This window comes from Inquilinus sp. OTU3971 (assembly GCF_038440215.1).
In genome coordinates, this window is record NZ_JASATH010000003.1 from 70,026 (window position 1) to 96,972 (window position 26,947).

Annotated in this window: 26 protein-coding genes; 21 read left to right on the forward strand and 5 right to left on the reverse strand. The window is 71.5% G+C overall.

The features are described 5' to 3' along the window. The first annotated feature begins 291 nt into the window (after positions 1-291). The 7 genes from glpD to AAHM41_RS01645 all read left to right on the forward strand — a co-directional run bounded on the left by glpD (position 292) and on the right by AAHM41_RS01645 (position 7,827). On the forward strand, positions 292-1,830 hold the full coding sequence (gene glpD / locus AAHM41_RS01615) for a glycerol-3-phosphate dehydrogenase (protein WP_342234746.1): 1,539 nt from the start codon (positions 292-294) through the stop codon (positions 1,828-1,830). Then, entirely contained in the window at positions 1,827-2,909 is a 1,083-nt protein-coding gene (locus AAHM41_RS01620) for an ABC transporter ATP-binding protein (RefSeq protein WP_342234747.1), read from the forward strand. Before glpD ends, AAHM41_RS01620 begins: the two co-directional genes overlap by 4 nt. Positions 2,910-2,913: 4 nt before the next feature. Further along, on the forward strand, positions 2,914-3,999 hold the full coding sequence (locus AAHM41_RS01625) for an ABC transporter ATP-binding protein (RefSeq protein ID WP_342234748.1): 1,086 nt from the start codon (positions 2,914-2,916) through the stop codon (positions 3,997-3,999). Positions 4,000-4,002: 3 nt separating this feature from the next. Continuing rightward, the gene (locus tag AAHM41_RS01630; RefSeq protein WP_342234749.1) at positions 4,003-4,875 is read left to right on the forward strand and encodes a carbohydrate ABC transporter permease; all 873 of its coding nucleotides are present in this window, start codon (positions 4,003-4,005) and stop codon (positions 4,873-4,875) included. Then, a complete protein-coding gene (locus tag AAHM41_RS01635) occupies positions 4,872-5,675 on the forward strand; it encodes a carbohydrate ABC transporter permease (RefSeq protein ID WP_342234750.1) in 804 nt (267 codons plus the stop codon). The genes AAHM41_RS01630 and AAHM41_RS01635 overlap by 4 nt, the downstream gene beginning before the upstream one ends. Before the next feature lie 12 nt (positions 5,676-5,687). After that, a complete protein-coding gene (locus AAHM41_RS01640) occupies positions 5,688-5,966 on the forward strand; it encodes a DUF2160 domain-containing protein (RefSeq protein ID WP_342234751.1) in 279 nt (92 codons plus the stop codon). 82 nt (positions 5,967-6,048) lie between these two features. Then, on the forward strand, positions 6,049-7,827 hold the full coding sequence (locus AAHM41_RS01645) for an extracellular solute-binding protein (RefSeq protein ID WP_446719428.1): 1,779 nt from the start codon (positions 6,049-6,051) through the stop codon (positions 7,825-7,827). 96 nt (positions 7,828-7,923) lie between these two features. Here the strand turns inward: AAHM41_RS01645 and AAHM41_RS01650 are convergent, their stop codons facing one another. Continuing rightward, positions 7,924-9,303: an FAD/NAD(P)-binding protein gene (locus tag AAHM41_RS01650; RefSeq protein ID WP_342234753.1), complete on the reverse strand. Its 1,380-nt coding sequence runs from the start codon at positions 9,301-9,303 to the stop codon at positions 7,924-7,926. 181 nt (positions 9,304-9,484) lie between these two features. On the opposite strand from AAHM41_RS01650, the gene AAHM41_RS01655 reads away from it, so the two are divergent. The 5 genes from AAHM41_RS01655 to AAHM41_RS01675 all read left to right on the forward strand — a co-directional run bounded on the left by AAHM41_RS01655 (position 9,485) and on the right by AAHM41_RS01675 (position 12,962). Next, positions 9,485-9,961, forward strand: a complete 477-nt coding sequence (locus AAHM41_RS01655) for an OmpA family protein (protein ID WP_342234754.1) — start codon at positions 9,485-9,487, stop codon at positions 9,959-9,961. Between the two features lie 47 nt (positions 9,962-10,008). Next, positions 10,009-10,401 (forward strand): Co2+/Mg2+ efflux protein ApaG, encoded by a 393-nt coding sequence (gene apaG, locus AAHM41_RS01660; RefSeq protein WP_342234755.1) that lies wholly within the window; start codon positions 10,009-10,011, stop codon positions 10,399-10,401. Between the two features lie 66 nt (positions 10,402-10,467). Then, on the forward strand, positions 10,468-11,106 hold the full coding sequence (folE, locus tag AAHM41_RS01665; RefSeq protein WP_342234756.1) for a GTP cyclohydrolase I FolE: 639 nt from the start codon (positions 10,468-10,470) through the stop codon (positions 11,104-11,106). A 161-nt stretch (positions 11,107-11,267) separates the two neighbouring features. Beyond that, positions 11,268-12,566, forward strand: a complete 1,299-nt coding sequence (locus AAHM41_RS01670; protein WP_342234757.1) for a hemolysin family protein — start codon at positions 11,268-11,270, stop codon at positions 12,564-12,566. A gap of 162 nt (positions 12,567-12,728) precedes the next feature. After that, entirely contained in the window at positions 12,729-12,962 is a 234-nt protein-coding gene (locus tag AAHM41_RS01675) for a type II toxin-antitoxin system Phd/YefM family antitoxin (protein WP_342234758.1), read from the forward strand. A 17-nt stretch (positions 12,963-12,979) separates the two neighbouring features. Here the strand turns inward: AAHM41_RS01675 and AAHM41_RS01680 are convergent, their stop codons facing one another. Genes AAHM41_RS01680 through AAHM41_RS01690 form a run of 3 tightly spaced genes read right to left on the reverse strand, consistent with a single transcriptional unit; the run spans position 12,980 to position 17,603 of the window. After that, entirely contained in the window at positions 12,980-16,459 is a 3,480-nt protein-coding gene (locus AAHM41_RS01680; RefSeq protein ID WP_342234759.1) for a chromosome segregation SMC family protein, read from the reverse strand. 20 nt (positions 16,460-16,479) lie between these two features. After that, positions 16,480-17,118: a DsbA family protein gene (locus AAHM41_RS01685; RefSeq protein ID WP_342234760.1), complete on the reverse strand. Its 639-nt coding sequence runs from the start codon at positions 17,116-17,118 to the stop codon at positions 16,480-16,482. Positions 17,119-17,156: 38 nt separating this feature from the next. Continuing rightward, a complete protein-coding gene (locus AAHM41_RS01690; protein WP_342234761.1) occupies positions 17,157-17,603 on the reverse strand; it encodes a DUF721 domain-containing protein in 447 nt (148 codons plus the stop codon). 102 nt (positions 17,604-17,705) lie between these two features. Between AAHM41_RS01690 and mutY the strand changes: the two genes are divergently transcribed. From mutY to rimI, 6 genes are all read left to right on the forward strand, one after another. Then, positions 17,706-18,785 (forward strand): A/G-specific adenine glycosylase, encoded by a 1,080-nt coding sequence (gene mutY / locus AAHM41_RS01695; RefSeq protein WP_342234762.1) that lies wholly within the window; start codon positions 17,706-17,708, stop codon positions 18,783-18,785. Between the two features lie 210 nt (positions 18,786-18,995). Next, the gene (locus AAHM41_RS01700) at positions 18,996-19,547 is read left to right on the forward strand and encodes a NifU family protein (protein WP_342234763.1); all 552 of its coding nucleotides are present in this window, start codon (positions 18,996-18,998) and stop codon (positions 19,545-19,547) included. 119 nt (positions 19,548-19,666) lie between these two features. Continuing rightward, positions 19,667-20,617, forward strand: coding sequence for a glucosaminidase domain-containing protein (locus tag AAHM41_RS01705; RefSeq protein ID WP_342234764.1), 951 nt, complete (start codon positions 19,667-19,669; stop codon positions 20,615-20,617). 21 nt (positions 20,618-20,638) lie between these two features. Continuing rightward, complete coding sequence (locus tag AAHM41_RS01710) at positions 20,639-21,226, forward strand: malonic semialdehyde reductase (protein WP_342234765.1); 588 nt, start codon at positions 20,639-20,641, stop codon at positions 21,224-21,226. Positions 21,227-21,295: 69 nt separating this feature from the next. Then, on the forward strand, positions 21,296-21,967 hold the full coding sequence (gene tsaB / locus AAHM41_RS01715; protein ID WP_342234766.1) for a tRNA (adenosine(37)-N6)-threonylcarbamoyltransferase complex dimerization subunit type 1 TsaB: 672 nt from the start codon (positions 21,296-21,298) through the stop codon (positions 21,965-21,967). After that, positions 21,967-22,419 (forward strand): ribosomal protein S18-alanine N-acetyltransferase, encoded by a 453-nt coding sequence (gene rimI / locus AAHM41_RS01720; RefSeq protein WP_342234767.1) that lies wholly within the window; start codon positions 21,967-21,969, stop codon positions 22,417-22,419. The genes tsaB and rimI overlap by 1 nt, the downstream gene beginning before the upstream one ends. Before the next feature lie 7 nt (positions 22,420-22,426). On the opposite strand, the gene AAHM41_RS01725 is transcribed toward rimI, so the two are convergent. Then, entirely contained in the window at positions 22,427-23,335 is a 909-nt protein-coding gene (locus AAHM41_RS01725; RefSeq protein ID WP_342234768.1) for a methyltransferase domain-containing protein, read from the reverse strand. A 98-nt stretch (positions 23,336-23,433) separates the two neighbouring features. On the opposite strand from AAHM41_RS01725, the gene AAHM41_RS01730 reads away from it, so the two are divergent. From AAHM41_RS01730 to AAHM41_RS01740, 3 genes are all read left to right on the forward strand, one after another. After that, entirely contained in the window at positions 23,434-24,186 is a 753-nt protein-coding gene (locus AAHM41_RS01730) for an SDR family NAD(P)-dependent oxidoreductase (RefSeq protein ID WP_342234769.1), read from the forward strand. Between the two features lie 87 nt (positions 24,187-24,273). Next, positions 24,274-26,169, forward strand: a complete 1,896-nt coding sequence (gene ggt / locus AAHM41_RS01735) for a gamma-glutamyltransferase (RefSeq protein ID WP_342234770.1) — start codon at positions 24,274-24,276, stop codon at positions 26,167-26,169. Between the two features lie 9 nt (positions 26,170-26,178). After that, positions 26,179-26,937 carry a ComF family protein gene (locus AAHM41_RS01740; RefSeq protein WP_342234771.1) on the forward strand — a complete coding sequence of 253 codons (759 nt, stop codon included), beginning with the start codon at positions 26,179-26,181 and terminating at the stop codon, positions 26,935-26,937. The last annotated feature ends 10 nt before the right edge of the window (positions 26,938-26,947 follow it).

Consider the following 26,947-nt stretch of genomic DNA (forward strand, 5'->3'; position numbering starts at 1 on the left):
TCCGATGTTCGGTTGGTTGGTGGTGTGGCGGCGTCGCGGACAGTAAGGCGGGGAACCGCGGCGAACGCAATCTCTATTTCACATAAAATCTCATCGACCGCCTTATATTTTACATATAACGACTAGACAATAAGATGCGCATCCGCCTTCGCTTTCGCACATGCGAGCGCCGGGCGGGGGACAAAATACTGCGCATTCGGCGCGAATTCCGATTGCGTCGCATCGATCTCCGATGCAGATTTTCGTTTGCGAATATCGAAAGCGGCGCAGCCGCAAACAAAGGCAGGAAACGTGGCTGAGGTGCTGTACGACCTCCTGGTCATCGGCGGCGGCGTCAACGGCGTCGGCATTGCCCGCGATGCGGCCGGGCGCGGCCTGTCCGTCCTGCTGTGCGAGAAGGCCGACCTGGCCGGCGCCACCTCCTCGGCCTCGACCAAGCTGATCCATGGCGGGTTGCGCTATCTCGAATATTACGAGTTCCGCCTGGTCCGCGAGGCGCTGATGGAGCGCGAGGTGCTGCTGCGCGCGGCACCGCACATCATCCGCCCGCTGCGATTCGTGCTGCCGCACGACCGGTCGATGCGGCCGGCCTGGATGGTGCGGATCGGCCTGTTCCTGTACGACCATCTTGGCGGCCGCAAGATCCTGCCGGCCAGCCACGGGCTGAAGCTGCGCGGCGGCGCTATCGGCCGGGTGCTGAAGCCGCATCTGACGCGCGGTTTCGAATATTCCGACTGCTGGGTCGACGACGCCCGCATGGTGGCGCTGGCGGCGCTGGACGCGAAGGAGCGCGGTGCCGAGATCCTGACCCGCACCGAATGCGTCGCGGCGAAGCGCGAGAACGGCCGCTGGACCGCGACGCTCCGCAGCGTCGATGGGGGCGCCGCCGATGGCAGCGAGCGGCAGGTCGCGGCCCGCGGCCTGGTCAATGCCGGCGGCCCCTGGGTCAAGCATGTGCTGAACGACACGGTCGGCCTGCCGGGCGCGTCCAGCGTGCGGCTGGTCAAGGGCAGCCACATCGTGGTGCCGCGGCTCTATGACGGGCCGGAGGCCTTCATCCTGCAGAATGCCGACCGGCGCATCGTCTTCGTCATCCCCTATGAAGGGAAATTCTCGCTGATCGGCACCACCGACCTCGACTACCAGGGCGACCCGGCCGGCGTCGGCATCACGCCGGAGGAGACGGCCTATCTGTGCGAGGCGGTCGGCCGCTGCTTCGCCGCCGGCCCCACCCCGGACGACGTGATCTGGAGCTATGCCGGCGTGCGGCCGCTCTACGATGACGGCTCGTCCAGCGCGTCCGAGGCGACGCGCGACTACGTGCTGGAGCTGGATGCGCCCGAGGGCCAGGCGCCGGCCCTGTCGGTGTTCGGCGGCAAGATCACCACCTTCCGCCGCCTGTCCGAGCATGCGCTGGAGAAGCTGGCGCCGGTGCTGGGCATCACGGGCGCGCCCTGGACCGCCGCGGCGCCGCTGCCCGGCGGCGACATCCCGGATGCCGATTTCGAGGGCTTCCTGGCCAGGCTGCGCGCCGCCCGGCCCTGGCTGCCGGAGCCGCTGGCCCGCCGCCTGGCCCGCGCCTACGGCACCCGGGTCGACCGGCTGCTGGGCTCGGCCGAGAGCCTGGAGGATCTCGGCCGCGACTTCGGCGCCGGGCTGACCGAGGCCGAGCTCGACCACCTGGTCGACCAGGAATGGGCGCGCACCGCCGACGACGTGCTGTGGCGCCGGTCCAAGCTGGGGCTGCACATCCCGGCCGCGGCGCAGGGTGCCATCGACGACTGGCTCAGGGCCCGCAATTCCCGTGCCGAGGAAAGGGCCGCATCGTGACGCTGGTGCTCGAAAGCGTGACCCGGGACGTCGGTGCGGAGGCCCACATCCATCCGCTCGACCTGACGCTGGAGCCCGGCACGCTGACCGTGCTGCTGGGCCGCACCCAGGCCGGCAAGACCACGCTGATGCGGCTGATGGCGGGGCTGGAGCGGCCGGGCCGCGGCCGTGTCCTGGTCGATGGCCGCGACGTCACCGGCACCTCGGTGCGGAACCGCGACGTCGCCATGGTCTACCAGCAGTTCATCAACTACCCGTCGAAGACGGTCTACGACAACATCGCCTCGCCGCTGCGCCTCAAGGGGCTGGGCCGGGCCGAGATCGACCGCCGGGTGCGCGAGACCGCGGCGATGCTGCGGATCGACCGGTTCCTGACCCGGCTGCCGGGCGAGCTGTCGGGCGGCCAGCAGCAGCGCACGGCGATCGCCCGCGCCTTGGTCAAGGACGCCGGCCTGCTGCTGCTGGACGAGCCCTTGGTCAATCTCGATTACAAGCTGCGCGAGGAGCTGCGGGCCGAGCTGTCGGAGATCTTCCGCCGCGGCAAGGCGATCGTGGTCTACGCCACCACCGAGCCGGCCGAGGCGCTGATCCTGGGCGGCCGCACCGCGGTGCTGGACGAGGGCCGGCTGCTGCAGATCGGGCCGACGGTCGAGGTGTTCCAGCACCCGGCCTCGACCAAGGTGGCCGAGGTGTTCAGCGATCCGCCGATGAACATCGGCCCGGCCGAGGTGGCGGGCGGCGCGCTGCGCCTGACCGAGGGCGTTTCGGTGCCGCTGGCCGGGCATCTGGCCGGGCTGGTGGCGGGGCCCTGCACCGTCGGCGTGCGTCCGGGCCATCTCCGCCTCGGCGCCGGCGGCCCGGGCGAGGCCTCGGTGACCACCCGGGTCGAGCTGGCCGAGATCAGCGGCTCCGAGACCTATGTCCATTTCCATTTCGGCGACCGGCCCTGGGTGGCGCAGCAGACCGGGGTGCACAAGCACCCGCTGGGCGAGCCGCTGACGGTCGCGATCGATCCCGCCCGGATCTACGTCTTCGACCCGGCAGGGCGGCTCGCCGCCGCCCCCGCCCGGACCAGGTGACAGCATGGCCCGCATCGACCTCAAGGCCCTGGCGCACAGCTACAAGCCGACCCCGACGGATCCGGCGGACTATGCGCTGCGGCCGATGGACATGGTCTGGCAGAGCGGCCGCGCCTACGCCCTGCTCGGCCCCTCCGGCTGCGGCAAGACCACACTGCTCAACATCATCTCCGGCCTGGTGACGCCGAGCCAGGGCCAGATCCTGTTCGACGGCCGCGACGTCACCCAGGCGTCGCCGGAGCAGCGCAACATCGCCCAGGTGTTCCAGTTCCCGGTGGTCTACGACACCATGACGGTGGCCGAGAACCTGGCCTTCCCCCTGCGCAACCGCAAGCTGCCCCGGCCCGAGATCGACGCCCGTGTCGCCGAGGTCGCGGCGATGCTGGAGCTGACGCCGGTGCTGAAGCGCCGCGCCCGAGGCCTGGACGCCGACCAGAAGCAGAAGATCTCGCTCGGCCGCGGCTTGGTGCGCAAGGACGTCGCCGCCATCCTGTTCGACGAGCCGCTGACCGTCATCGACCCGCATCTGAAATGGCAGCTCCGGCGCAAGCTGAAGGAGGTGCACGAGCAGGTGCGGACCAGCCTGATCTACGTCACCCATGACCAGCTCGAGGCGCTGACCTTCGCCGACGAGGTGATCGTCATGTATGACGGCCAGGTGGTGCAGCTCGGCACCCCGCAGGCGCTGTTCGAGCGGCCGGCCCACACCTTCGTTGGCTACTTCATCGGCAGCCCGGGCATCAACCTGTTGCCTTGCGTCGTCGACCAGGGCGACGCGGTGATCGATGGCGCCCGCATTCCGCTGTCGGAGGCGGCACGGCAGGGGGCGGAGGCGTTCCTCGCCGGCGGCGCCGGCAAGCTCGAGCTCGGCATCCGGCCGGAGTTCCTGGAGATCGCCGACAGCGGCATCCCGGCGACGGTGACCGCGGTCGAGGATCTCGGCACCCATCTGATCGTCACGCTCCGGCTCGGCGCCGCGACGGTGAAGGCCAAGCTGGCCGAGGGCCGCGGCGTCCCGGCCGACACCGCGCATCTGCGCTTCCCGCCGGAGCGCACCCTTCTCTATGCCGACGGCAGGCTGGTGGGCTGACCCATGGACAAGACCCCGAACAACGCCGCCTGGTTCCTGGTCATCCCGGTCGTGCTGCTGGTCGCGTTCAGCGCCATCATCCCGCTGATGACGGTCGTGAACTATTCGGTGCAGGACATCTTCGGCCCCGGCCAGGGCGTGTTCGTCGGCACCGAATGGTTCGAGCAGGTGCTGCAGGACGACCGGCTGCAGGCGGCGCTGGGCCGGCAGCTGATCTTCAGCTTCTGCGTGCTGGCAATCGAGATCCCGCTCGGCGTGCTGGTGGCGCTGTGCATGCCGGCGCGCGGCTGGGCCGTCTCGGTCACCCTCGTCGTGCTGGCGCTGCCGCTGCTGATTCCCTGGAACGTGGTCGGCACCATCTGGCAGATCTTCGCCCGGCCCGACATCGGCCTGGCCGGCGTGCTGATCAACCGTCTCGGCCTCGACTACAACTACACCGGCGACCCGTTCGACGCCTGGATCACGGTGCTGGTGATGGACATCTGGCACTGGACGTCTCTGGTCGCGCTGCTCGGCTATGCCGGGCTGCGCTCGATCCCGGACGCCTTCTACCAGGCGGCGCGGATCGACGGCGCCTCGCGCTGGGCGGTGTTCCGCTACATCCAGCTGCCGAAGATGATGGGCGTGCTGCTGATCGCGGTGCTGCTGCGCTTCATGGACAGCTTCATGATCTACACCGAGCCCTTCGTCCTGACCGGCGGCGGGCCCGGCAACGCCACCACCTTCCTGAGCCAGGAGCTGACCAAGATGGCCGTCGGCCAGTTCGACCTGGGCCCGGCGGCGGCGTTCTCGATCATCTACTTCCTGATCATCCTGTTGTTCTCCTGGCTGTTCTACACGGTCATCACCAATCTCGGGAAAGGCGACGCGTCATGAGCCCGCGCACCCGCGCCGTCATCCTGATCCTGTACATGCTGTTCCTGCTGCTGCCGATCTACTGGCTGGTCAGCATGTCGCTGAAGGAGAACCGCGAGATCCTGTCCGGGTTCACGCTGTTCCCGCAGACCCTGACCTTCGCCAACTACGCCACCATCTTCACCGACCGGTCCTGGTACTCGGGCTACATCCATTCGATCACCTATGTGCTGATGAACATGGTGATCTCGGTGCTGGTGGCGCTGCCGGCGGCCTATGCCTTCAGCCGGTACCGCTTCGTCGGCGACACCCACATGTTCTTCTGGCTGCTGTCGAACCGGATGTCGCCGCCGGCGGTGTTCCTGCTGCCCTTCTTCCAGCTGTATTCCGCCTTCGGGCTGATCGACACGCCCTATGCCGTGGCGCTGGCGCATTGCCTGTTCAACGTGCCGCTGGCGGTGTGGATCCTGGAAGGCTTCATGTCCGGCGTGCCGAAGGAGATCGACGAGACCGCCTATATCGACGGCTACTCCTTCCCGCGCTTCTTCCTGACCATCTTCGTGCCGCTGATCCGCGGCGGCATCGGCGTCACCGCCTTCTTCTGCTTCATGTTCTCCTGGGTCGAGCTGCTCTTGGCCCGGACCCTGACCTCGGTCGAGGCCAAGCCGATCGCCGCCACCATGACCCGCACGGTCAGCGCCGCCGGCATGGACTGGTCGCTGCTGGCCGCCGCCGGCGTGCTGACCATCGTCCCCGGCGCGATCGTGATCTGGTTCGTCCGCAACTACATCGCCAAGGGCTTCGCCCTGGGCCGGGTGTGAGGAGGCAGCGCCATGACCCTCGACTGGATGGCCTGGACGCCGCCCACCGCTTGGTTCTTCTGCGGCATAGCGGCGCTGCTCGTCGCCATGACGGCGTGGCAGCTGGCCTCGCCCTCGGTGCCCCGGCGCGGCTTCCTGCCGCTGACGACCACCCGCGGCGACCGGCTGTTCATCGGCCTGCTCGGCGCCGCCTACATTCATCTCGCCTGGGTCGGGCTGGCCTCGGGCAGCCTCTGGTACGGCTTCGCGATCGCCGTCGTTTGGATGATCGCGGTGATGCGGTTCGGATGATTTTGTCCGGGCCGGCCCCGGCCTCCGGGGCAGGAAGTGCTGGTTTCAACAGACGTAGAGACGGGGAGAGATCATGACCAAGATGCTGCACGGGCCGGGCGGGTTCCCGGTCCATCGCCGCGACCTGCTGCGCGGCGCCTCCGCGCTCGGCGCCGCCATCGCCGTGCCGGGCTTCGCCCGCCGGGCCTTCGCCCAGGGCGCCGAACAGCTGACGGCCAACGCCAAGAAGTGGATCGACACCGAGTTCCAGCCTTCGACGCTGTCCAAGGACGAGCAGCTGAAGGAGATGGAGTTCTTCATCAAGGCGGCCGAGCCGTTCCGCGGCATGGACATCAACGTGGTGTCGGAGACGATCACCACCCATGAATACGAGGCGAAGACGCTGGCCCGCGCCTTCTCCGAGATCACCGGCATCAACCTGAAGCACGACCTGATTCAGGAAGGCGACGTGATCGAGAAGCTGCAGACGCAGATGCAGTCCGGCCAGAACATCTACGACGCCTATGTCAACGACAGCGACCTGATCGGCACCCATTTCCGCTATGGCCAGGCCGTCCCGCTGTCCGACTTCATGGCCGGCGACGGCAAGAATTTCACCCTGCCGACGCTCGACGTCGACGACTTCATGGGCAAGAGCTTCACCACCGGCCCGGACGGCAAGCTGTACCAGATCCCCGACCAGCAATTCGCCAACCTGTACTGGTTCCGCTACGACTGGTTCACCGACCCGAAGCTGCAGGAGCAGTTCAAGGCCGCCTATGGCTACGACCTGGGCGTGCCGGTGAACTGGTCGGCCTATGAGGACATCGCCGACTTCTTCACCAACAAGGTGAAGGAGATCAACGGCGTCCGCGTCTGGGGCCATATGGATTACGGCAAGAAGGACCCGTCGCTGGGCTGGCGCTTCACCGACGCCTGGCTGTCGATGGCCGGCGCCGGCGACAAGGGCATCCCGAACGGCCTGCCGGTCGACGAATGGGGCCTCCGGGTCGAAGGCTGCCGCCCCGCCGGCTCCAGCGTCACCCGCGGCGGCGACACCAACGGCCCGGCGGCGGTGTACGCGCTGACCAAGTATATCGAGTGGCTGAAGAAGTACGCCCCGCCCGAGGCTGGCGGCATGACCTTCTCCGAATCCGGGCCGGTGCCGGGCCAGGGCAATATCGCCCAGCAGATCTTCTGGTACACCGCCTTCACCGCCGACCTTACCAAGCCCGGCCTGCCGGTGGTGAACGAGGACGGCACGCCGAAATGGCGCATGGCGCCGTCGCCGCACGGCCCGTATTGGGAAGAAGGCATGAAGCTGGGCTACCAGGATTGCGGCTCCTGGACCCTGCTCAAGAGCACCCCGAAGGAGCGGCAGCAGGCGGCTTGGCTGTACGCCCAGTTCTGCATCTGCAAGACCACCTCGCTGAAGAAGCTGCAGGTCGGCCTGACCCCGATCCGCGACAGCGACATCCGCTCCAAGGCGATGGACGAGATGGCGCCGAAGCTGGGCGGGCTGGTCGAGTTCTACCGCAGCCCGGCGCGCGTCGCCTGGTCCCCGACCGGCACCAACGTGCCCGACTATCCGCGGCTGGCGCAGCTGTGGTGGCAGAACGTGGCCGAGGCGGTGACCGGCGAGGTCACGCCGCAGCAGGCCATGGACAACCTGGCCAAGCAGCAGGACCAGGTGCTGGCGCGGCTGGAGCGGGCCGGCAATCTCGGCGATTGCGGGCCGAAGCTGAACGAGGAGAAGACCGCGCAGGAGTGGTTCGACGCCCCCGGCGCGCCGAAGCCGAAGCTGGAGAACGAGAAGGAGAAGGGCCAGACCGTGGCCTATGACAGCCTGCTGCAGGCCTGGAAGGAAGGGAAGGTCCGCTGAGGACGTAGGTTGGGCTCGCCGCGAGGCGAACCCAACACCCTTCCGTCGGGACAAGGTTGGGTTCGCTTCCGCGAACCCAACCTACTCTTCGTACGCTTAAATGCCCGGATCGAAGCCGCGCTTGGCAGGGGGCGGGACGGTGTCGCCCTTCAGCATCGTCGCTGCCACCTCGGCGCATTGCTTGCGGATGTCGGGCACCGCCGTGATCTCCCAGAAGGCACCGCGGGTCGGCGGCCCGAGCGCGTAGAGCCGGGGCGAGGGCTGGCCGTCATGGCCGATCAGCCGGCCCCCGGCATCGACGTCGAGGCCGAGGCGCAGCCGGTCCGGCCGCACCACGCCGCCGGCGATCAGCGACCGCAGCAGCGGGTCGTCGGTCCGCCCCGGGTCGGTCTCCGGCCCGCTGGCCAGCACCAGGCGGCAGATCGCCCGGGTCTCGTCCGCTGCGGCGCCGCGGCGGCGCAGCGTCACCGTCAGCCCGTCCTCCGTCGGCGCCACATGGCGCAGCCGGCCGGCCAGGACCTGCAGCTGGCCCGATGCGATCATCGCCCCGACCCGGTCGGCGATGGCCGGCGCCACGCGGTGCCGGTGCACGTCCCACCAGGGCCGCAGGTGGCGCAGGAACCGCCCCGCCTCCCTCTCGTCCCAGGCCTGCCACAGCCGCTGGGTGAAGGGCCGCAGCCCGTCGATCACCGCGCGCCAGTCGCCGCCCGCCGTCTCGGCCTCGCGGCACAGGGCGCGGACCCGGCGCAGCACCGCCAGCGCCGGCCGGCCGACGAACTCCGCGGCGTCCAGCGCCGCCGGCTTGCTGGCGACGTCGCGATGCGGCCGGGGCAGCAAGCCGCGCCGCGACAGCGCCAGGACGCGGCCGCGATGCTCCTGTGCCGCCAGGCCGGCGGCGATGTCGATCATGGTCAGGCCGGTGCCGAGGATCAGCACGGTTTCGTCCGGCAGGATCGACGGCAGGCAGGCATCTTCCGGCCCGACCAGAATCCGCCCGGGCGCGTCCGGCAGCGTCACCGGGGCCGAGGGCGCCGCGTTGCCGGTGCACAGCGCGGCGATGTCGGCCGGCTCGGTGCGGCCGGAGGCCAGGCGCACCGTTACCCCGTTGGCGTCGCGGTCCAGCCCCACCGCGGCGTCTGCCAGCATGGTCAGCCCGCCGGGAAAGTCGCGCCCGGCGGCGGCCAGGGTCTCGCCGAGATAGTCGCCGTAGAAGCGGCGCGGCAGATAGGGCTGGTCGCCGGCGCCATGCGCCCGGGCCCAGCTCTGGAAATCCTCCGGCTGGTTCGGGAACGCGCTCATGTTGGCGGTCCGCACGTTCAGCAGATGCGCCGGATGCGGCGTGCCATAGGCCATGCCGCGGCCGGGCGGGCCGCCCCGCTCGATCAGCACGACCTTCGCCGCCCCGGCCGAGCGGCGCAGGAGCTGGACCGCGAGCAGGCAGCCGGTGAACCCGGCCCCGATGATGGCGATGCGCATGATCCTCATTGGCGCTGCTTCGACGGCGGGCATGGTAGCCACCTCGGTCCGCTCCGGCCAACCGTCGGATCGAAGCGAGCCGAGAATGCTGCCTCGCCGCCGCCACGGCGACGCCCTATGCTGGACGTAGGACGGAGACAGGACGACGGGGACAATGCGGATCGTTGCGGTGCTGGCGTGCGTGGCTCTGACAGGCTTGGCGGGGTGCGTACCCTCGCGCAACGACCGGGTCGAGCTGCCCGAGTCGGTGCCGGTGGACCGGCCACTCTCGGCCGATATCCGCTACGTGTTCTTCCTGCCCGGCAAGACCGGAATGGCGCCGGACGGCGCCGCCGCGGTCGCCGCCGCGGTGGTCGAGGACGCCCGGCGCCGCGCCAAGGGGCCGGCGCCGCGCCTGATCGTCACCGGCCATGCCGATGCCGGCGGCGACCCGGCGGCCGCCCAGCGCCTGTCGCTGCGGCGGGCCAGGCTGGTGGCGGCGCGGCTGCGGGCGGCCGGGATCGCGCCGGGGCGAATCACGATCGCTGGCGCCGGCACGGCCGATCCGCTGCTGCCGGCCCCGCCGGGCCAGGCGGAGCCGGCCAATGACCGGGTCGAGATCGGATTCGAATCCCCGGTCGCGTCGCAATTGGACGCGACGCCGCAGCGTCCCATATAGTCTGATCGGGACCACGGCGCCAACGCGCCCGCCAGCGGATCGACGACATGTACATTGCGGAAACCCGGGCGATCGAGGTGTCGGTCGAGCCAACCTATCTCGAGGACCAATCCTCGCCCGACGAGCACCACTACGTCTGGGCCTATCATGTCCGCATCGTCAATCACGGGCCTGAGCGGGTGCAACTGCGCAGCCGCTACTGGCGGATCACCGACGAGTTCGGCCGGGTGCAGGAGGTCCGCGGCCCCGGCGTCGTCGGGGTCGAGCCGGTGATCGAGCCGGGCAAGGCGTTCCAGTACACCAGCGGCGCGCCGATCGCGACGCCATCGGGCATCATGGTCGGCACCTATCAGATGGAGACCCCGTCGGGCGAGCGTTTCGACGTGGCGATCCCCGCCTTTTCGCTGGACAGCCCGCATCGTACGATCCGATTGAACTGACGTGACGGACCAGAGTCCTGGCTGGACCGGCACTGACAACGACAACCGCCCGGAGAAGCCGGCATCATGACCCGCAACCCCTTCACCCCCGTGGCGGCCAACGTCGCAGCGCAGCCGACGCGCGCGGCCGAGCATCGCCCGAGCCGGTCAGAGGCCGAGGAAGCGGTGCGCGTGCTGCTGCGCTGGGCCGGCGAGGACATCGCGCGCGAGGGGCTGCGCGACACGCCGAAGCGGGTGGTGAAGGCGTATGAGGAGTTCTTCCGCGGCTACGCCCAGGATCCGGTCGAGCTGTTGTCCCGCACCTTCGAGGAGGTCGAGGGCTACGACGAGATGGTGCTGCTGCGCGACATCGACTTCGAGTCGCATTGCGAGCACCACATGGTGCCGATCATCGGCAAGGCGCATGTCGCCTATCTGCCGGACCGGCGGGTGGTCGGCATCTCCAAGCTGGCGCGGGTGGTCGACGCCTATGCCAAGCGGCTGCAGATCCAGGAGCGGCTGACGGCCCAGATCGCCTCGGCGATCGACCAGGTGCTGAAGCCGCGCGGCGTGGCGATCATGGTGTCGTCGCAGCACCACTGCATGACCACGCGCGGGGTGCACAAGCACGGCACCCAGATGGTGACCAGCTGCATGATCGGCGCCTTCCGCGACGAGCCGCAGCTGCGCCGCGAGTTCCAGATGATGATCGGGATGCCGGTGTAACCGGTTCCGATCCGGGCAGATTTGCCCCCCGCCGGCCGCTGGTCCGCCGAATGAAATCGGCATGACGGTGGACGCGGGGGCGCCCGACCGGCTATCTCAGCCGGCATTATGCCAGCTTCCCACAGCGAAGAGACGGACGAACCTCCGTCTAGCGGCCGCCGATGATCGTCGAACTCGTCATCGTCGTGCTTCTCATCCTGATCAACGCCTTTTTCGCGATGTCGGAACTGGCGCTGGTCTCCGCCCGCCGTGCCCGGCTGCAGGGCATGGCCGACCAGGGCCATCGCGGCGCCCGCGCCGCCCTCGCCTTGGCCGAGGACCCGAACCGCCTCCTGTCCACCGTGCAGGTCGGCATCACCCTGGTCGGCATCTTTGCCGGCGCCTTCGGCGGCGCCACCCTGTCGGTGCCGCTGCGCGACTGGCTGGCGCCCCTGCCGGTGGTCGGCCCATGGGCCGACGGGTTGTCCTTCGCCCTGGTGGTGGTCGCCATCACCTATTTCTCGCTGATCATCGGCGAGCTGGTGCCGAAGCGGATCGCGCTGAACCACGCCGAGGGCATCGCCGCCCGCGTCGCCCGGCCGATGCAGACGGTCGCGGCGGTCGGCGCCCCGGTCGTCTGGCTGCTGCAGCGCTCGACCGAGCTGGTGCTGCGCCTGCTCGGCGTCTCCGCCGTCCCCGCCCAGACGGTGACGGAGGAGGAGGTGAAGTCGATGATCGCCGAGGGCACCGAGGCCGGCGTCTTCGTCGAGGCCGAGCGCGAGATGATCGACGGCGTGCTGCGCCTGGCCGACCGGTCGGTGCGCTCCATCATGACGCCGCGGCACGAGATGGTCTGGGTCGACCTCGAGGACAGCCCGGACGAGATCCGCAGGACCATCGCCGAAAGCGGCTGCAGCCGCTTCCCGGTGGCGCGCGGCGAGCTCGACGAGCTCGAGGGCGTGATCCAGACCAAGGACCTGCTCGACCGCTTGCTCGGGGGCGGCCCGTTCGACGTGGCCGAGACCATGCGGCCGCCGCTGGTGGTGCCGGACGGCACCCCGGCGCTGAAGCTGCTGCAGACCTTCCGCAGCGCGGCCATACACCTCGCCGTGGTGGTCGATGAATACGGCAGCGTCGAGGGGCTGGTGACGCCAACCGACATCCTGTCGGCGATCGCCGGCGAGGTCGGCGACCTGACCATCGATTCCGCCGGCTACGCGATCGTGCGGCGCGACGACGGCAGCTGGCTGGTCGACGCGATGACGCCGATCGACGAGGTCGAGCGGCTGCTGCGCCTGCGCGGCCTGCGCTCGGAGGACGGCGACTACCAGACCTTGGCCGGCTTCGTGCTGTGGCATCTCGGCCATCTGCCGAAGGTGGCGGAGAGCTTCGTCGAGAACGGCGTGCGCTATGAGGTCATCGACCTCGACGGCAACCGCATCGACAAGGTGCTGATCAAGGTGGACCAGACGGAGCCGTAACGGGCTCGAAAGCCACTTTCCGTCATTGCCGGGCTTGACCCGGCAATCCAGAAGATGCCGACGCTCTCTGGATGCCCGGGTCAAGCCCGGGCATGACAAACAGGGACAAAGGTGGTCCCCTCTTCCTTGCCGCAGGTGCAGCATCAGCCGATGGAGCATGCGATGCAGGTGACTGTCTCCACCGCCAGGGCCAATCTATCCAAGCTCATCGATGCGGCATTGTCGGGCGAAGCGGTGGTCATCGCCAGGCGGGGCAGGCCGGTGGCCAGGTTGGTCCCAGTTCCGCACAGGAAGTTCCGCATCGGCCTGCTGTCCGAGCAGCTCAGCGGCCCGGTACCGGATTTCTTCGAATCCTTGGAGGAGGACGACCTCTCAGCCTGGGAAGGCGGCAGGTAACGGCGACATCGCCGTCCCTAAACCGCCAGCTCCTGCTGGTGCGGCTGGGCGTGGCGGATGGCCTGCTCCAGGTCGACCGAGACCAGCTGGCTGACTCCGCGCTCGATCATGGTGACGCCGTAGAGCCGGTTCACCCGGGCCATGGTCATGCGGTGGTGGGTGATGATCAGGAAGCGGGTGCGGCCGCCCTCCGCCAGCTCGGTCAGCAGGGTGCACAGGCGGTCGACATTGGCGTCGTCGAGCGGCGCGTCGACCTCGTCCAGCACGCAGATCGGCGCGGGGTTGGTCAGGAACACGGCGAAGATCAGCGCCGCTGCCGTGAGCGCCTGCTCGCCGCCCGACAGCAGCGACAGATGCTGCAGCTTCTTGCCCGGCGGGCTGGCGAAGATCTCCAGCCCCGCCTCCAGCGGGTCCTCGGTGTCGGTCAGGGCCAGCTGCGCCTTGCCGCCGCCGAACAGCCGGGTGAACAGCGCCCGGAAATGACCGTCGACCACGTCGAAGCTGGCCACCAGCCGCTCCCGCGCCTCGCGGTTCAGCGAAGCGATGCCCTGGCGCAGCTTGGCGATGGCGGCGGTCAGGTCCTCCTTCTCCGCCGACAGCCTTGTATGCTGGGACTCGATTTCGACGATCTCGACCTCGGCCCGCAGGTTGACCGGGCCCATGCTCTCGCGCTCGCGGTTCAGCCGGTCGAGCTTGCGGGCGATGTCCTCGGCGTCGGGCAGCGGCGCCTCCGGGGCCAGGCCGGCCAGGCCGGCCACCGCCTCGGGCGCGCAATCCAGCCGCTCGGTGATGCGCGTGCGCAGCCCCTCGACCGCGGTCTGGGCCGCGACCACCGCCGCCTCGCCGCGCACCCGGGCCTCGCGCGCTTCGGCCAGAGCCGATTCGGCGGCGCGCAAGGCGCGGTCCGCGGCCTCCTGGCGTTGCTCGCCCACCGCCAGCGCGTCGGCGGCCATGCGGCGGCGGCGCTCGGCCTCGTCGATCCGGCCGATCAGGGTCTCGCGCCGAGCGGCGATCTCGGCCGGCCGGGCGTCCAGCTCCAGCAGCGTCGCCCGGCTCTCCTCCAGCCGGGCCTCCAGCTCAGCCAGCCGGTCGGCGCTGCCTCTCGCGCGGCTGTCCCAGCCCTGGACCTCGCTCTCGATCGCGCGCAGCCGGCCGCGCCGGCCGCCGGCCTCGCGCTGCAGCCGCTCCAGCGCCGACTGCCGGGCTCCCAGCCCCGACCGCGCCTCGGCCAGGGCCGAGCGGATCTCGCTCACGGCGCGGCGCTGGGCCTCGCCGTCGGGCAGGGCCGCGATCTCGGCCGCTACCTCCTCGCGCTCGCGCATCGACTCGTCGCGGTCGGCGGCCAGGCGTTCGCCCTGGGCAGCCAGCGCCGCCAGCCGGCTGCGCCGCGCCGCCTCGGCCTGGGCCGCCTTGCTCTGCGCCTCGCGGGCGCGGCCGACGGCGGAGACGGCGTCCTGCTGGCCGCGCCGCGCCGCCCGGTCGGCATCCTGCGCCGCCTGGGCCGCCTGGCGGGCCGCATCCGCCGTCCGCCGCGCCGTCTCGGCGGCCTCGGCCGCGGTGGCCAGCTGCGCCTCCAGCTGCTCCAGCCGGTTGCGCTGCTGCAGCCGCGCCGCGGCGGGGGAAGGGGCGCCCGGCCGGGCCACCAGTCCATCCCAGCGCCAGCGCCCGCCGGCCCTGGTCACCAGCGCCTGGCCAGGCTTGAGCGCCGGCTGCAGCGCCTCGGCCGCGGCGGCGTCGGCGACCACGCCGATATGAGCCAGCCGGCGGGCCAGGGCGGCGGGGGCGGTGACATGGCCGGCCAGGGGCTCGGCGCCGGCGGGCAGCGGCGCGGCGTCGTCATAGCCGGGCAGCTCAGCCCAGTGCAGCGGCGCCGAGCGGTCGGCCGGCACCGAGGCCTCGTCGCCGAGCGCGGCGCCCAGCGCCGCCTCCCAGCCGGGCTTGACCTTGAGCTGGTCCAGGATCGGGGCGCGGGCGGCGTCGCCCTTGCCGCTGCCGAGCGCGGCGCGCAGGCCATCGGCCTCGGCCTTCAGCCGGGTGGCGGCACCCTCGGCCGCCTGGGCCGTCTCGCGGGCGCCGGAAAAGGCCGAATCGGCGGCCTGGCGGCGGCTTTCCGCCGTCTCGACCGCCTCCTGCGCCGCCTCCAGCCGGGCCTCGGCCTCGGCCAGGACCAGGGCGGCGGCCTCGGCACCGTCGGCGCCGGCCAGCTCGGCCTCAACCTGGGCGATCTGGCGCAGCGCATCCTCGTGCCGGCGGGCCAGGTCCAGCAGCTTGCCCTCCAGCTCGCGCTGGCGCTTGGCCAGGCTCTGGCGCCGCGCCTCGTCGCCGGCGGCGGCCTCGGTCAGCGCGGTCAGGCGGCCGTCCAGCTCGTCGACGATGCCGCGCTGGGTATCGATCAACTGCCGTGCCTGGTCCTCGGCATCGGCCTCGCCGGCACTCTGGCGCTCGATCCGCGCGCGCTCCTCCTGCAGCTTCGCCAGGGCCTGGGCGGCGTCGGCGCCTAGCGAGCGCTCGCGCACCAGGTCGCCCGTCACCTGCTCCAGCCGCCGGTTGGTGTCGAGGATCGACTGGCTCAGCCGGCCGGCCTCGGCCTCCAGCGTCTCGCGCTCGACCAGGAAGCGCTGCAGCACCGCGGCTGAATCGGTGTCGGCCTTGCGCAGGGCCGGCAGGGCGGCGGCGGCCTCGGCCTGCTCGGTGGTGCCGCGGGTCGCCGCGATCATGCGCTCGCGCACCACCTGCTCATTGGCGTCGTAGGCGCGCCGGGCCTCGGCCAGGGCCGTCCCCGCCGCGCTCCATTGCAGGTGCAGCAGCGTCGCCTCGACCTGGCGGATCTGCTCCGAGATGGTGCGGTAGCGCGCCGCCTGCCGCGCCTGCTTGCGCAACCCCCCGAGCTGGGCGTCGAGCTGCACCAGCACGTCGTCGAGGCGGACCAGATTCTCGTCGGCCGAGCGCAGCCGCAGCTCGGCCTCGTGCCGGCGGCTGTGCAGGCCGGTGATGCCGGCCGCCTCCTCCAGGATCTGCCGCCGCTCCGCCGGGCGGGCGGAGATCATCGCCGCGATCCGGCCCTGGCTGACCAGGGCGGGGGAGGCGGGGCCGGAGGCGTTGTCCTGGAACAGCAGCTGCACGTCGCGGGCGCGCACCGGCTTGCCGTTGACGCGATATTCGGAGCCGGTGCCGCGCTCGATCCGCCGGACGATCTCGATGATGTCGGCGTGGTCCCAGCCGGGCGCGGTGCGGTCGCTGTTGTCCAGCGTGATCGTCACCTCGGCCAGGTTTCTCGCGGCCCGGCCGGTGGTGCCGCCGAAGATGACGTCGTCCATCTCCTGGCCGCGCATGCGCCGGGCGGAGTTCTCGCCCATCGCCCAGCGCAGCGCCTCGACCAGGTTCGACTTGCCGCAGCCGTTCGGCCCGACCACGCCGGTCAGGCCGGGCTCGATGGCCACGTCGGTCGCATCGACGAAGGATTTGAAGCCCGACAGGCGGAGCCGGGCGAAATGCACGGCGGCGCGCTCCTAGGCGGTCAGTTGGTGGCGACGCCCTTCTCGGCGAGCTTCCGGTCGAAGATCGCCTTGAAGGTGTCGAAGCTGGCCTCGCCCTCGAGCTTCTCGCCCTCGACCACGAAGGTCGGGGTGGCGTTGACCTTGTAGTCGGCCTGCGCCTCCTGGCCCAGCTTGATGATGGCGTCGGCGACGGCGTTGTCGGCCAGGCAGGCGTCGAACTTGTCCTTCGGCAGCCCGGCCATGCCGCCGATCTGGGCCAGGGCGCCGATCGGGTCGCCGGCGGTGGCCCAGCTCTGCTGGGTCTGGAACAGCACCTTGGCGATGTTGAAATACTGCTCGCGCGGGGCGCAGCGCGCCATCATCCCGGCCCGCAGGTCCAGCCCGTTCAGCGGGAACTGGCGGAACACGATCTTGACCTTGCCGGTGTCGACATAGGCCTTCTCGAGCTGCGGCAGCACGTCGTTGGTGAAGGCGGCGCAATGCGGGCAGGTGAAGGAGGCGAACTCCAGCATCGTCACCGGCGCGTCGGCCTTGCCGAGCACATAGTCGGCGTCGGTGATCTTCGGATCCCAGGTCTTTCCGGCATCCTGGGCCGAGGCCGATCCGGCCATGAACGTCGCGGCGGCCAGGGCCAGGCCGGCGAGCAGGGTCTTCAGCATCCGATGGTCTCCATGGGTCCGGGCCTCGTGCCCAAGTGTCATCGCGGTGGCGTCCGGGCATAGAGCGCCCGGCCGAAGGCCGCAAGTCGGGATTTCCACTCGGGGTCCTCGACCGATTCGAGCGGCCCCTCCAGCATCGCCTCTTCGGCGGGGGTCAGGGAACGGCGGCGCGGTGTCGCGGGCCGGCGGGCCAGCGGCGCCTGCAGCAGCTTGATCCGGACGATCGCGGCATAGCCGAAATGGCCGTTGATCCGTTCGATCAGCCGGTCCTGGTCGTGCTGCAGCAGCAGGGCGTCGGCCGGGTCGACCCGCAGCGCCAGGGTGCCGCCGTCGCGCTTGCCGGCCGGGAAGCTCAGCTTCTCCGGCACCGCCTTGTCGGCCCAGTGGTCGCCAACCACCGCCGGCCAGTCGGCGAACAGGCTGCCGATGGCGCTGCGCCCGCCGCCCAGCGCCTTGCGGGCGAGGGCGGGGACCAGGGCGGCCATGGATCTCGGATAGCTCATCGGCGGGGACGCGACTGCATGATCGAATTGCGGGACTCGGGTCCCTATAGTGGCCCAACCCACCCCCGAGCGGCAACGCGAGCCATGCCCGATACAGCCACGTCCGCCGAATTCGCCCCTGCCGACTTCGCCCCGGCGCTCCTGGCCTGGTACGACCGGCACCGCCGCGTCCTGCCGTGGCGGGCGCCGCCGGGCCAGCGGGCGGACCCGTACCGGGTCTGGCTCAGCGAGATCATGCTGCAGCAGACCACCGTGGCGGCGGTGAAGGACTATTTCCTCGACTTCACCCGGCGCTGGCCGGCCGTGGCCGACCTGGCCGCGGCACCGGTGGAGGAGGTGCTGCGCGCCTGGGCGGGGCTCGGCTACTACGCCCGGGCCCGGAACATGCATCGCTGCGCCGTCCTGGTGGCGGAACGCCATGGCGGAGTGTTCCCGTCCCAGGAGGCGGAATTGCGGCAGCTGCCGGGGATCGGCGACTACACCGCGGCGGCGATCGCGGCGATCGCCTTCGACCGGCCGGCCGCGGTGATGGACGGCAATGTCGAGCGGGTGATGGCCCGGATCTTCGCGGTGGAAACGCCGCTGCCGCCGGCCAAGCCGATCCTGAAGACCCACGCCACGGCCCTGACCCCGCGCCGGCGGCCGGGCGACTACGCCCAGGCGGTGATGGATCTGGGCGCCACCATCTGCACGCCGCGTGGCCCGAAATGCATCCTGTGCCCCTGGTCCACCCCGTGCCGGGCCCGCAAGCGCGGCATCGCCGAGGACCTGCCGGCCAAGCTGGCCAAGGCGGCGAAGCCGACCCGCCGGGCCGTGGCCTTCTGGCTGACCGATGCGCGCGGCCATGTGCTGCTGCGCCGCCGGCCGCCCAAGGGCATGCTGGGCGGGATGATGGAGTTCCCGTCCTCCGCCTGGATCGAGCAGCCGATGCCGGAGCTCGCCGCGGTGCTGGCCGAGGCGCCGGGCGGCAGCGGCTGGCGCCTGCTGCCCGGCCTGGTGCGGCACGGCTTCACCCATTTCGACTTCGAGCTGACGGTGGCGGCCGGCCGCCTCAAGGCGCCGGTCGAGGGCGGAATCCTGGTATCGCCGGACCAGCTGGGCGAGGCCGGGCTGCCGACGGCGATGTGGAAGATCGCCCGCCATGCCCTGCGACATCTTGAATGACCGGGCCCGCCGCCTCAAATCAGCCCTAATCACCGCCCCCACTCCGACCTCGTCGGGACGGTGAGGTTGCGCAAGTAACCGGTCCGGGACGGTCAGCGGCGATTGGCGTGCGACTCTGTGGCGCCAGGTTTCGTCTTGATCTTCCGGGCCGTCGTCTTCACCCTGCCGGCGCCCGGCCACGCGGCCGGGCATATCGAAGGAACCGTGTCCATGTTCATCCAGACCGAGCAGACACCTAACCCGGCGAGCCTGAAGTTCCTGCCGGGCCGCGCGGTGATGGATGCGGGCACCGCCAACTTCCCGTCGCCGGACACGGCGGCGCGGTCGCCTTTGGCGCAGCGCCTGTTCGAGATCGAGGGCGTCACCGGCGTGTTTCTCGGCACCGATTTCGTGACCGTGAGCAAGGCCGACACCCTCGACTGGTACGTGCTGAAGCCTTCGATCCTCGGCGTGATCATGGAGCATTTCACCGCCGGCCGGCCGGTCATCCTGGCCGAGACGGCGGCGGAGGGCTCGCAGTCCGCCGAGGAGTCCGAGATCGAAGCCCAGATCCGGGAGCTGATCGACACCCGCGTCCGGCCTGCCGTGGCCCAGGACGGGGGCGACATCATCTTCCAGGGCTACGAGCACGGCGTGGTGTATCTGCACATGCAGGGCTCCTGCTCCGGCTGCCCCAGCTCGACCATGACGCTGAAGGCCGGCATCGAAAACATGCTGCGCCACTACATCCCCGAAGTGACGGAGGTGCGCGCCGTCGCCTGACGGCGGGCTGCGCTCCCCCCGGCGGCGCCCCTGAAGACGGGGGGCGCCTGCGGATCCGGTCGTGCCGATAGGCGGGGCGCCCGGGGTCGCTGGCCCGGGCGCAACCAAGAACGAGGTCCATGCAGTTCCGTGTGTTTCGACCGGCCGCCGCCTTGGCCGGCCTATTGCTGATCGTGCCCCTTGCCGCCCTGGCCCAGCCGGCGGCCCCCATCGATCAATCCGAGCTGCAGGTGGCAGATCTGCCGCCGCAGCAGGAACAGGTGCAGCCGATGTCGGCGGTGCCGCCGATCGACAAGACCTCGGACCTCGTCCTCAAGGTCGACAGCGCCGGCAAGCTCAGCGAGATCTTCGACAGCGCCGACTACGCCCTCGCCGATGTGCGCGACGGCGGAGCCGATGTCCCGCGACTGCTGGTCGAGGCGATGCCGGCCGATCTCCGCCGGCTCGATTCGACCGATCTGCGCAAGGACGTGTTCTTCAACGCCCTGCTGCCGCTGGTGCTGCGGGTGAACGAGGACATCGGCCATGACCGCGACCGCTTGCTGGCGCTGCAGGGGCTGCAGCATCTCGGCCTGGGGCCCTCGGCGGAGTCGCGGGCCTGGCTCTCGGAGCTGAGCGAGCGCTACGACGTCGCCGACGGCGACATCGACGCGCTGCTGCTGCGGGTCGACGTGATTCCGGTCTCCCTCGCCCTGGCCCAGGCCGCGGTCGAATCGGGCTGGGGCACCTCCTACAGCGCCCAGCGCCGCAACGCCCTGTTCGGCCAGACCACGGGGTTGGCGGTGCGCTACGCCGCCTTCGACCGGCTGATCGACGGCGTCGCCTCCTACGCCCGCAACCTCAACACCCATCCGGCCTATGCCGGCTTCCGCGCCCGCCGCGCGGAGCTCCGAGCTGCGCGGCTGGAGCTTGACGGCTATGATCTGGCGTCGACCCTCACGCGCTATTCGACGCGCGGAACGGCCTATATCCGCGATGTCCGGGCCATGATCCGCGGGAACGATCTCGTCGAGCTCGATTCCGCGCGGCTTGCCGCGGATCGCGGGTTGGGCTTACCTGCCGCGAGCTGAGACTTTCTGCGGCAGACGGCCATGGCGCTCGACAAGATCGCGCTCGACACGCTATTCCGGGAGGCGCGCAACCGATGCGCCTTCCTCGACGAGGCGATCCCGGAGGCGACGCTCCGCGCGGTCTATGATCTGATGAAGCGGGGGCCGACCAGCGCCAATTCCTGTCCGGCGCGGATCGTCTTCGTCACCTCCGAGCCCGGCAAGGCGGCGCTGCGGCCATCGGTCGACCCGGAGGTGCTGGGCGCGACGCTGCAGGCGCCGGTGACCGCGATCGTGGCCTATGATTCAGCCTTCCACGAGCATCTGCCGAAGCTGCTGCCGGACGAGCCGGAGACCGCGATCCGCTTCGCCGCCCGGCCCGAGCTGGCGCAGGAGACGGCGCATCGAGACGCGGCGATGCAGGCGGCCTATCTGATCATGGCGGCGCGCGGCCTCGGCCTCGGCTGCTGGCTGGTGGGTGAGTTCGACCGCGGCAAGGTCGACGCCGCCTTCCTGTCGGGCACCCGCTGGCGCTCCAGCCTCCTGGTCGATATCGGCTATGTCGACCGCAGCAAGGAATTCCCCCGCCGCCCGCGCCTGGCCTTCGAGGAAGCCTGCCGGATCGTGTGAGCGCGTGTACGCACCGGATGATCCCTTGAACAGCGCCCGGATGCCCGTTGGACCAGCGGGAGCCGTCGTATGATCGTGCTCGGCCTCGATGCCGCGGGCGCCGGTTGCGGCGTGGCGGTGCGGCGCGGCGGACACGTGCTGGCGGCGCGGACCGAGCCGATGGCCCAGGGCCATGCCGTGCGGCTGATGCCGCTGGTGCTGGAGGTGCTGGCCGAGGCCGGGGTCGCGTCCGGCGAGATCGACCTGTTCGGCGTCACCACCGGCCCCGGCTCCTTCACCGGGTTGCGCGTCGGGCTGGCCGCGGTCGGCGGGCTGGCGCTCGGCGCCGGCAGGAAGATCGTCGGCATCCCCAGCTTCGACGCAGTGCTGGCCGATCTCGGCCCGGTCACCGCGGGCACCGTGCTGGTGGCGCTGGACGGCCGCCGGGCGGAACCCTTCGCCCGGCTGTTCGACGCCGTCGGCCGGCCTTTGGGCGAGCCTCTGTGCCTGCCGGCCGATGAGTTGGCTGCGCTGATCCCGCCCGGCCCCCTGACCGTCGCCGGCGACGGTGTCGGTCTGGTGCTGTCGGCCCTGGCCGGACGGACGGATGTCGGCCGCGCCGGCCCCGCCGCGATCGACCCGGCCACCGTGGCCCGGCTGGCCGAGGAGCGGGCGGACCAGGCACGCGAGGGCCCGCCGCCGCCGCTCTATGTTCGCCCGCCCGATGCGGTGCCGCTGGCAGACCGGGCGCCGAAGCCGTGATGCGCATCGTCGAGGCCGGCCCGGCCGAGGACGCGGTGCTGTCGGCCCTTTACGAATCCGCCTTCGGCGAGGTCTGGGCGCCGGACCAGCTGGCGCAGCTGCTGGCCGGCCCCGGCGTGTTCGCGCTGATCGCGCTCGACGATGCCGGAGAGCCGGCCGGCTATGCCCTCGGCCGGGTGGCGGCGGATGAGGCAGAGCTGCTGTCGATCGCCCTCTTGCCGGGCCGGCGCCGCCAGGGGGGCGGACGCCTGCTGCTCGACGCTCTGATCGACCGCTGTGCCGCGGCCGGCGCCGCGGCGCTGTTCCTCGAGGTGGCGACCGACAACGCGGCGGCGCTGGCGCTCTACCGCGGCGCCGGCTTCCGCGAGGCGGGCCTCCGCAAGGGCTATTACAAGGTCGGCGCCGTCGTGGTCGACGCCATCGTCATGAAGCGGGAGCTGGGTGCGGCGTAGGCGCCGGTCATTGCCGTACCGGCCGTTCCACGGTTCCGAGTGCCTCGGCCAGGGAGCGGCTCGCGCTGCCGCGCGGTCGCGGCTTCTGCTGGCTGTCATGCGGCGCCCAGCCGGCCAGGAACAGCACCTCGAAGCTGGCCGGGATGCGCCCGTCCGGCTCGGCGAAGCGTTCGGCATAGCGGGCGGCGACGGTCGGCCAGAAGGCGCGCGGCGGCGGCGCCGGGTTGCGGTTCAGCCCGGCATTGGTCTCGCCCATGCCGCGCAGGTCGGCGAACAGGCGGAAGGCGTTGTCGTAGCTGACCACCACCGTCTCGGCATCGGCCACCGGCAGGGCGAAGCCGGCGCGCTGCAGCAGGCCGGCGGCGTCGCGCAGATCGGCGAAGGGCGACAGGCGCGGGCTGGCGCCGCCGATCAGCTCGGTCTCCGCCTCGACCAAAGCGGTGCGCAGCTCGGCCAGCGTGCCGGCGCCCAGCATCGCCGCCAGGAACAGCCCGTCCGGCCGCAGCGCCCGGCGGATCTGCAGCAGCGCGCCAGGCAGGTCGTTGACCCAGTGCAGCGACAGGTTGCTCAGCACCAGGTCCAGCGTGCCCTCGCCGAAGGGCAGCAACTCCTCGTCGCAGGTCAGCGTCGGCCGGCCGTTCGCGGCCGCCAGGCGGGCCAGCGCCGGGGACAGGTCGGCCTGGACCAGCTTGTCGATCCGGTCGCTGCCGTCCAGCGCCCGGGCCACGGCGCCGTCATGGCAGCCGAGATCGAGCGCCACCGGGAAGCGGCGGGTGACGTCGAGCAGCCGGTCGGCCAGCATCGCCGCCACATGCTCGAACAGGAAGTTGTGCCCGGCCAGGCCCGGCGCCGCGCGGTCGCGCCGCCGGCGCACCAGCGCCCGGTCGAACACCATCATGTCGTCGGACTGCGTCATGGCGCGCACTATAGGGGCAGCGTCAGTGCTCGGCGAGGACTCGACCGTCGCAGCGCCGTCCTGTAGCCCGGAGGGAAGGACGAGCGAGGAGACGGATCATGACCGCAGCGGACCGGCCGGTGGCGCTGGTGACGGGATCGACCTCGGGGATCGGCGCCGCGGTGGCCTGGCGGCTGGTCGCCGAAGGCTGGGCCGTGGCGCTGCATTCGCGCGCCTCGGTCGAGGCCGGCCAGGCGCTGGTGGCGGAGCTCGGGGGTGGCGCCAGCTACACCGCCGCGGACCTGGCGACCGATGATGGGCCGCCGGCCCTGGTGCGGGCGGTGCTGGCGCGGCACGGCCGGATCGACGCGCTGGTCAACAGCGCCGGCATCACCGCCACGGTGCCGCATGCCGACCTGAAGGCGGCGACGCCCGACCTGTGGCGCCGGCTGCACCAGGTCAACGTCATCGCGCCCTGGCTGCTGGTGGCCGAGGCCGAGGACGCGCTGCGGCAGTCGGCGGCGGTGCGCGGCCGGCCGGCGGCGGTGGTCAATATCGGCTCCCATGCCGGGGCCCGGCCGCGCGGCGCCTCGGTGCCCTATGCCGCGTCCAAGGCGGCGCTGCACCACGTCACCCGCCTGCTCGCCAAGTCGCTGGCGCCGGCGATCCGGGTCAACGCCGTCGCCCCGGGGCTGGTCGACACGCCGATGACCGCGGCCTGGGCCGAGGCGCAGCTTCTCTGGGCCACCACGGCGCCGATGCGCCGTCCGGCGCAGCCGGAGGATGTGGCGGAGATCGTCTTCGCCCTGATCCGCTCGGACTACGTGACCGGCGAGATCGTGATGCTGGACGGCGGCCTCAGCCTGACCTGACCGGCTGCCCCAGACGGGGGATTGGGAACCGGCCGCGGTCGTGGAATACTCCCTTATGCAAATTTGATGTGATTTGCGAGGGCGAGGATGCGGCGGACCGGCTGGTGGGCCTTGCTTCTATGCGGCGCGGTCGGCGCCGGCCTGCTGTTCGCGGTCTCCGACGCGATCTGGTCGGACCTGTCGCCGCCGGCGGGGGCGGCCCCCGCTGCCGGGGCGGCCCCCGCCGTCGCGAGCCAGGCTGCGGCCGGCCGCCCCGCCGAACCCGCCGCTCGATCGGACCCGTCCCCGCCCGCTGGAACGGCCCCCGTCCTCGTGAGCCAGACTGCGGCCGCCCACTCCGCCGAACCCGCCGTCCGCGCCAAGCGGTTCATGGTGGCGGCCGGCGATCCGGTGGCGGCCTGGGCCGGCTACGACGTGCTGGCGGAGAACGGCACCGCGGTCGACGCCATGATCGCGGTGCAGCTGGTGCTCAACCTGGTCGAGCCGCAGTCGGGCGGCATCGGCGGCGGAGCGCTGCTGCTGCATTTCGACGGGCGGTCGGGCCGGCTGACCTCGCTCGACGGGCTGGAGACGGCGCCGCGGGATGCCGATGGCAGCATGTTCCTCGGCCCGGACGGCCAGCCGATGTCGTTTGCCGCCGCGACCGTCGGCGGCCGCTCGGTCGGCGCCCCCGGCACGCTGCGGCTGCTGCTCGAGGCACACAAGCGCTGGGGCAGGCTGCCGCTGGCCCGGCTGTTCCGGCCGGCGATCGACATGGCCGAGAAGGGCTTTGTCGTGTCGCCGCGGCTGGCCGGCCTCTTGACCGGCGACACGGCGGAGCGGCTGAAGCAGGATCCCCGGGCGCGCGACTATTTCTTCCCCGGCGGCCAGGCGCTGCAGGCCGGCCAGACCCTGCGCAATCCGGCCTTCGCCGACACTCTGCGCTTCATCCTGAGCAACGGCGACGCGCCCTTCTATCTCGGCCCGATCGGCGCCGACATCGTCGCCGCGGCCCAGGGCGCGTCCGGCGATGCCGGCCGGCTGGCGCCGATCGACCTGGTGGTCTACCGGGTGATCGAACGCCAGCCGGTCTGCGTCCCCTACCGCGGCTGGCGGGTCTGCGGCATGGGGCCGCCGAGCGCCGGCGGCATCGGGGTCGGCCAGATCCTCGGCATGCTCGATCACGTGAAGATGTCCACGATCGACCCCGGCTCGGGCGACGCCTGGCACCTGTTCGCCGAGGCCGGCAAGCTGGCCACGGCCGATCGCGACCGCTATGTCGCCGATCCGGATTTCGTCCTGGTCCCGACAACGAGCCTGATCGACAGCAGCTACACGACCGCGCGGGCGCGGATGATCTCGGCCGACCGGGCCGCGCCCGCGCCGGTGCCGCCGGGCAATCCGCCGCGGCGCGTGGGACAGGAGCGCAGCGTCAATTCCGCGGCCGAGCCGTCCAACACCAGCCATGTCTCGATCGTCGACGCCGATGGCAGCGTCGTGTCGCTGACCAGCTCGATCGAGGGCGCCTTCGGCTCGCATCTGATGGTGCGCGGGTTCCTGCTCAACAACGGGCTGGCCGACTTCTCCTTCGTGCCCTACGCCGGCGGCCGCTCGGTGGCGAACCGGGTCGAGCCCGGCAAGCGGCCGCGCAGCTCGATGGCCCCGACCATCGTGCTGGACCGGGCCGGCCGGCCGGTTCTGGTGATCGGGTCGCCCGGCGGCGCCCGTATCATCCCCTATGTCGCCCAGGCTATCATCAGCGTGCTGGACTGGGGGCTGGACGTGCAGCAGGCGATCGATCTGGGCCATGTCGTCAACCTCAACGGCCGGACCGAGCTGGAGGCGGGAACCGCCGCCGAGGGGTTGAAGGACGCCCTGGCGGCGCGCGGCCACGACGTGGTGGTGATGGAGCAGCCCAGCGGGCTGCAGGGCATCCAGATCGGCCCGGACGGGCTGGTCGGCGGCTCCGATCAGCGGCGCGGGGGCGTCGCCATCGGCCGGTAGGCGGCTGTGATGCGCCCGGTCCTCGCACCCTGGCTCGGCCGCGCCGGCACCGCCCTGCTCGATGCCGTGCTGCCGCAGCGCTGCCTGTCCTGCGGCGCCGAGATCGTGGCGCCGGGGGCGCTGTGCGCCGCCTGCTGGGGGCAGCTGGCCTTCCTCGGTCCGCCGCAATGCCGGCGCTGCGGCCTGCCTTTCGACCATGGGGCGGCGGAAGGCGCGGGCGACGACCCGGTCTGCGCCAACTGCCTCGCCTTTCCGCCGCTGTGGGACCAGGCCCGCGCCGCCTTCCTCTACGACGATCTCAGCCGCAAGCTGGTCCTGGCCTTCAAGCATGGCGACCAGACCCATGCGGCGCCGGCCTTCGGCCGCATGCTGCAGCGGGCGGCGGCGCCGTTCCTGGCCGAGGCGGACGTGATCGCGCCGGTGCCGCTGCACCGCTGGCGCCTGCTGCGCCGGCGCTACAACCAGGCGGCGCTGCTGGCGCTGGCGCTCGGCCGCGAAGCCGGCCGCCCGGTGGCGCCGGACCTGCTGGTGCGGCGCCGGCCGACGCCCAGCCAGGGCGGCCAGGACCGCCGCGCGCGGCGCCGCAACGTCGCCGGCGCCTTCGCGGTACGGCCCGGCCGCGAGGCGCTGGTCGAGGGAAGGCGCGTTCTGCTGGTCGACGACGTGCTGACCACCGGCGCCACCATCGACGAATGCGCGCGGGCGCTGCGGCGCAAGGGGGCAGCCGGGGTCGACGTCGTCACCCTGGCCCGGGTGCCGCCGCCGTGACGCTGAGGTG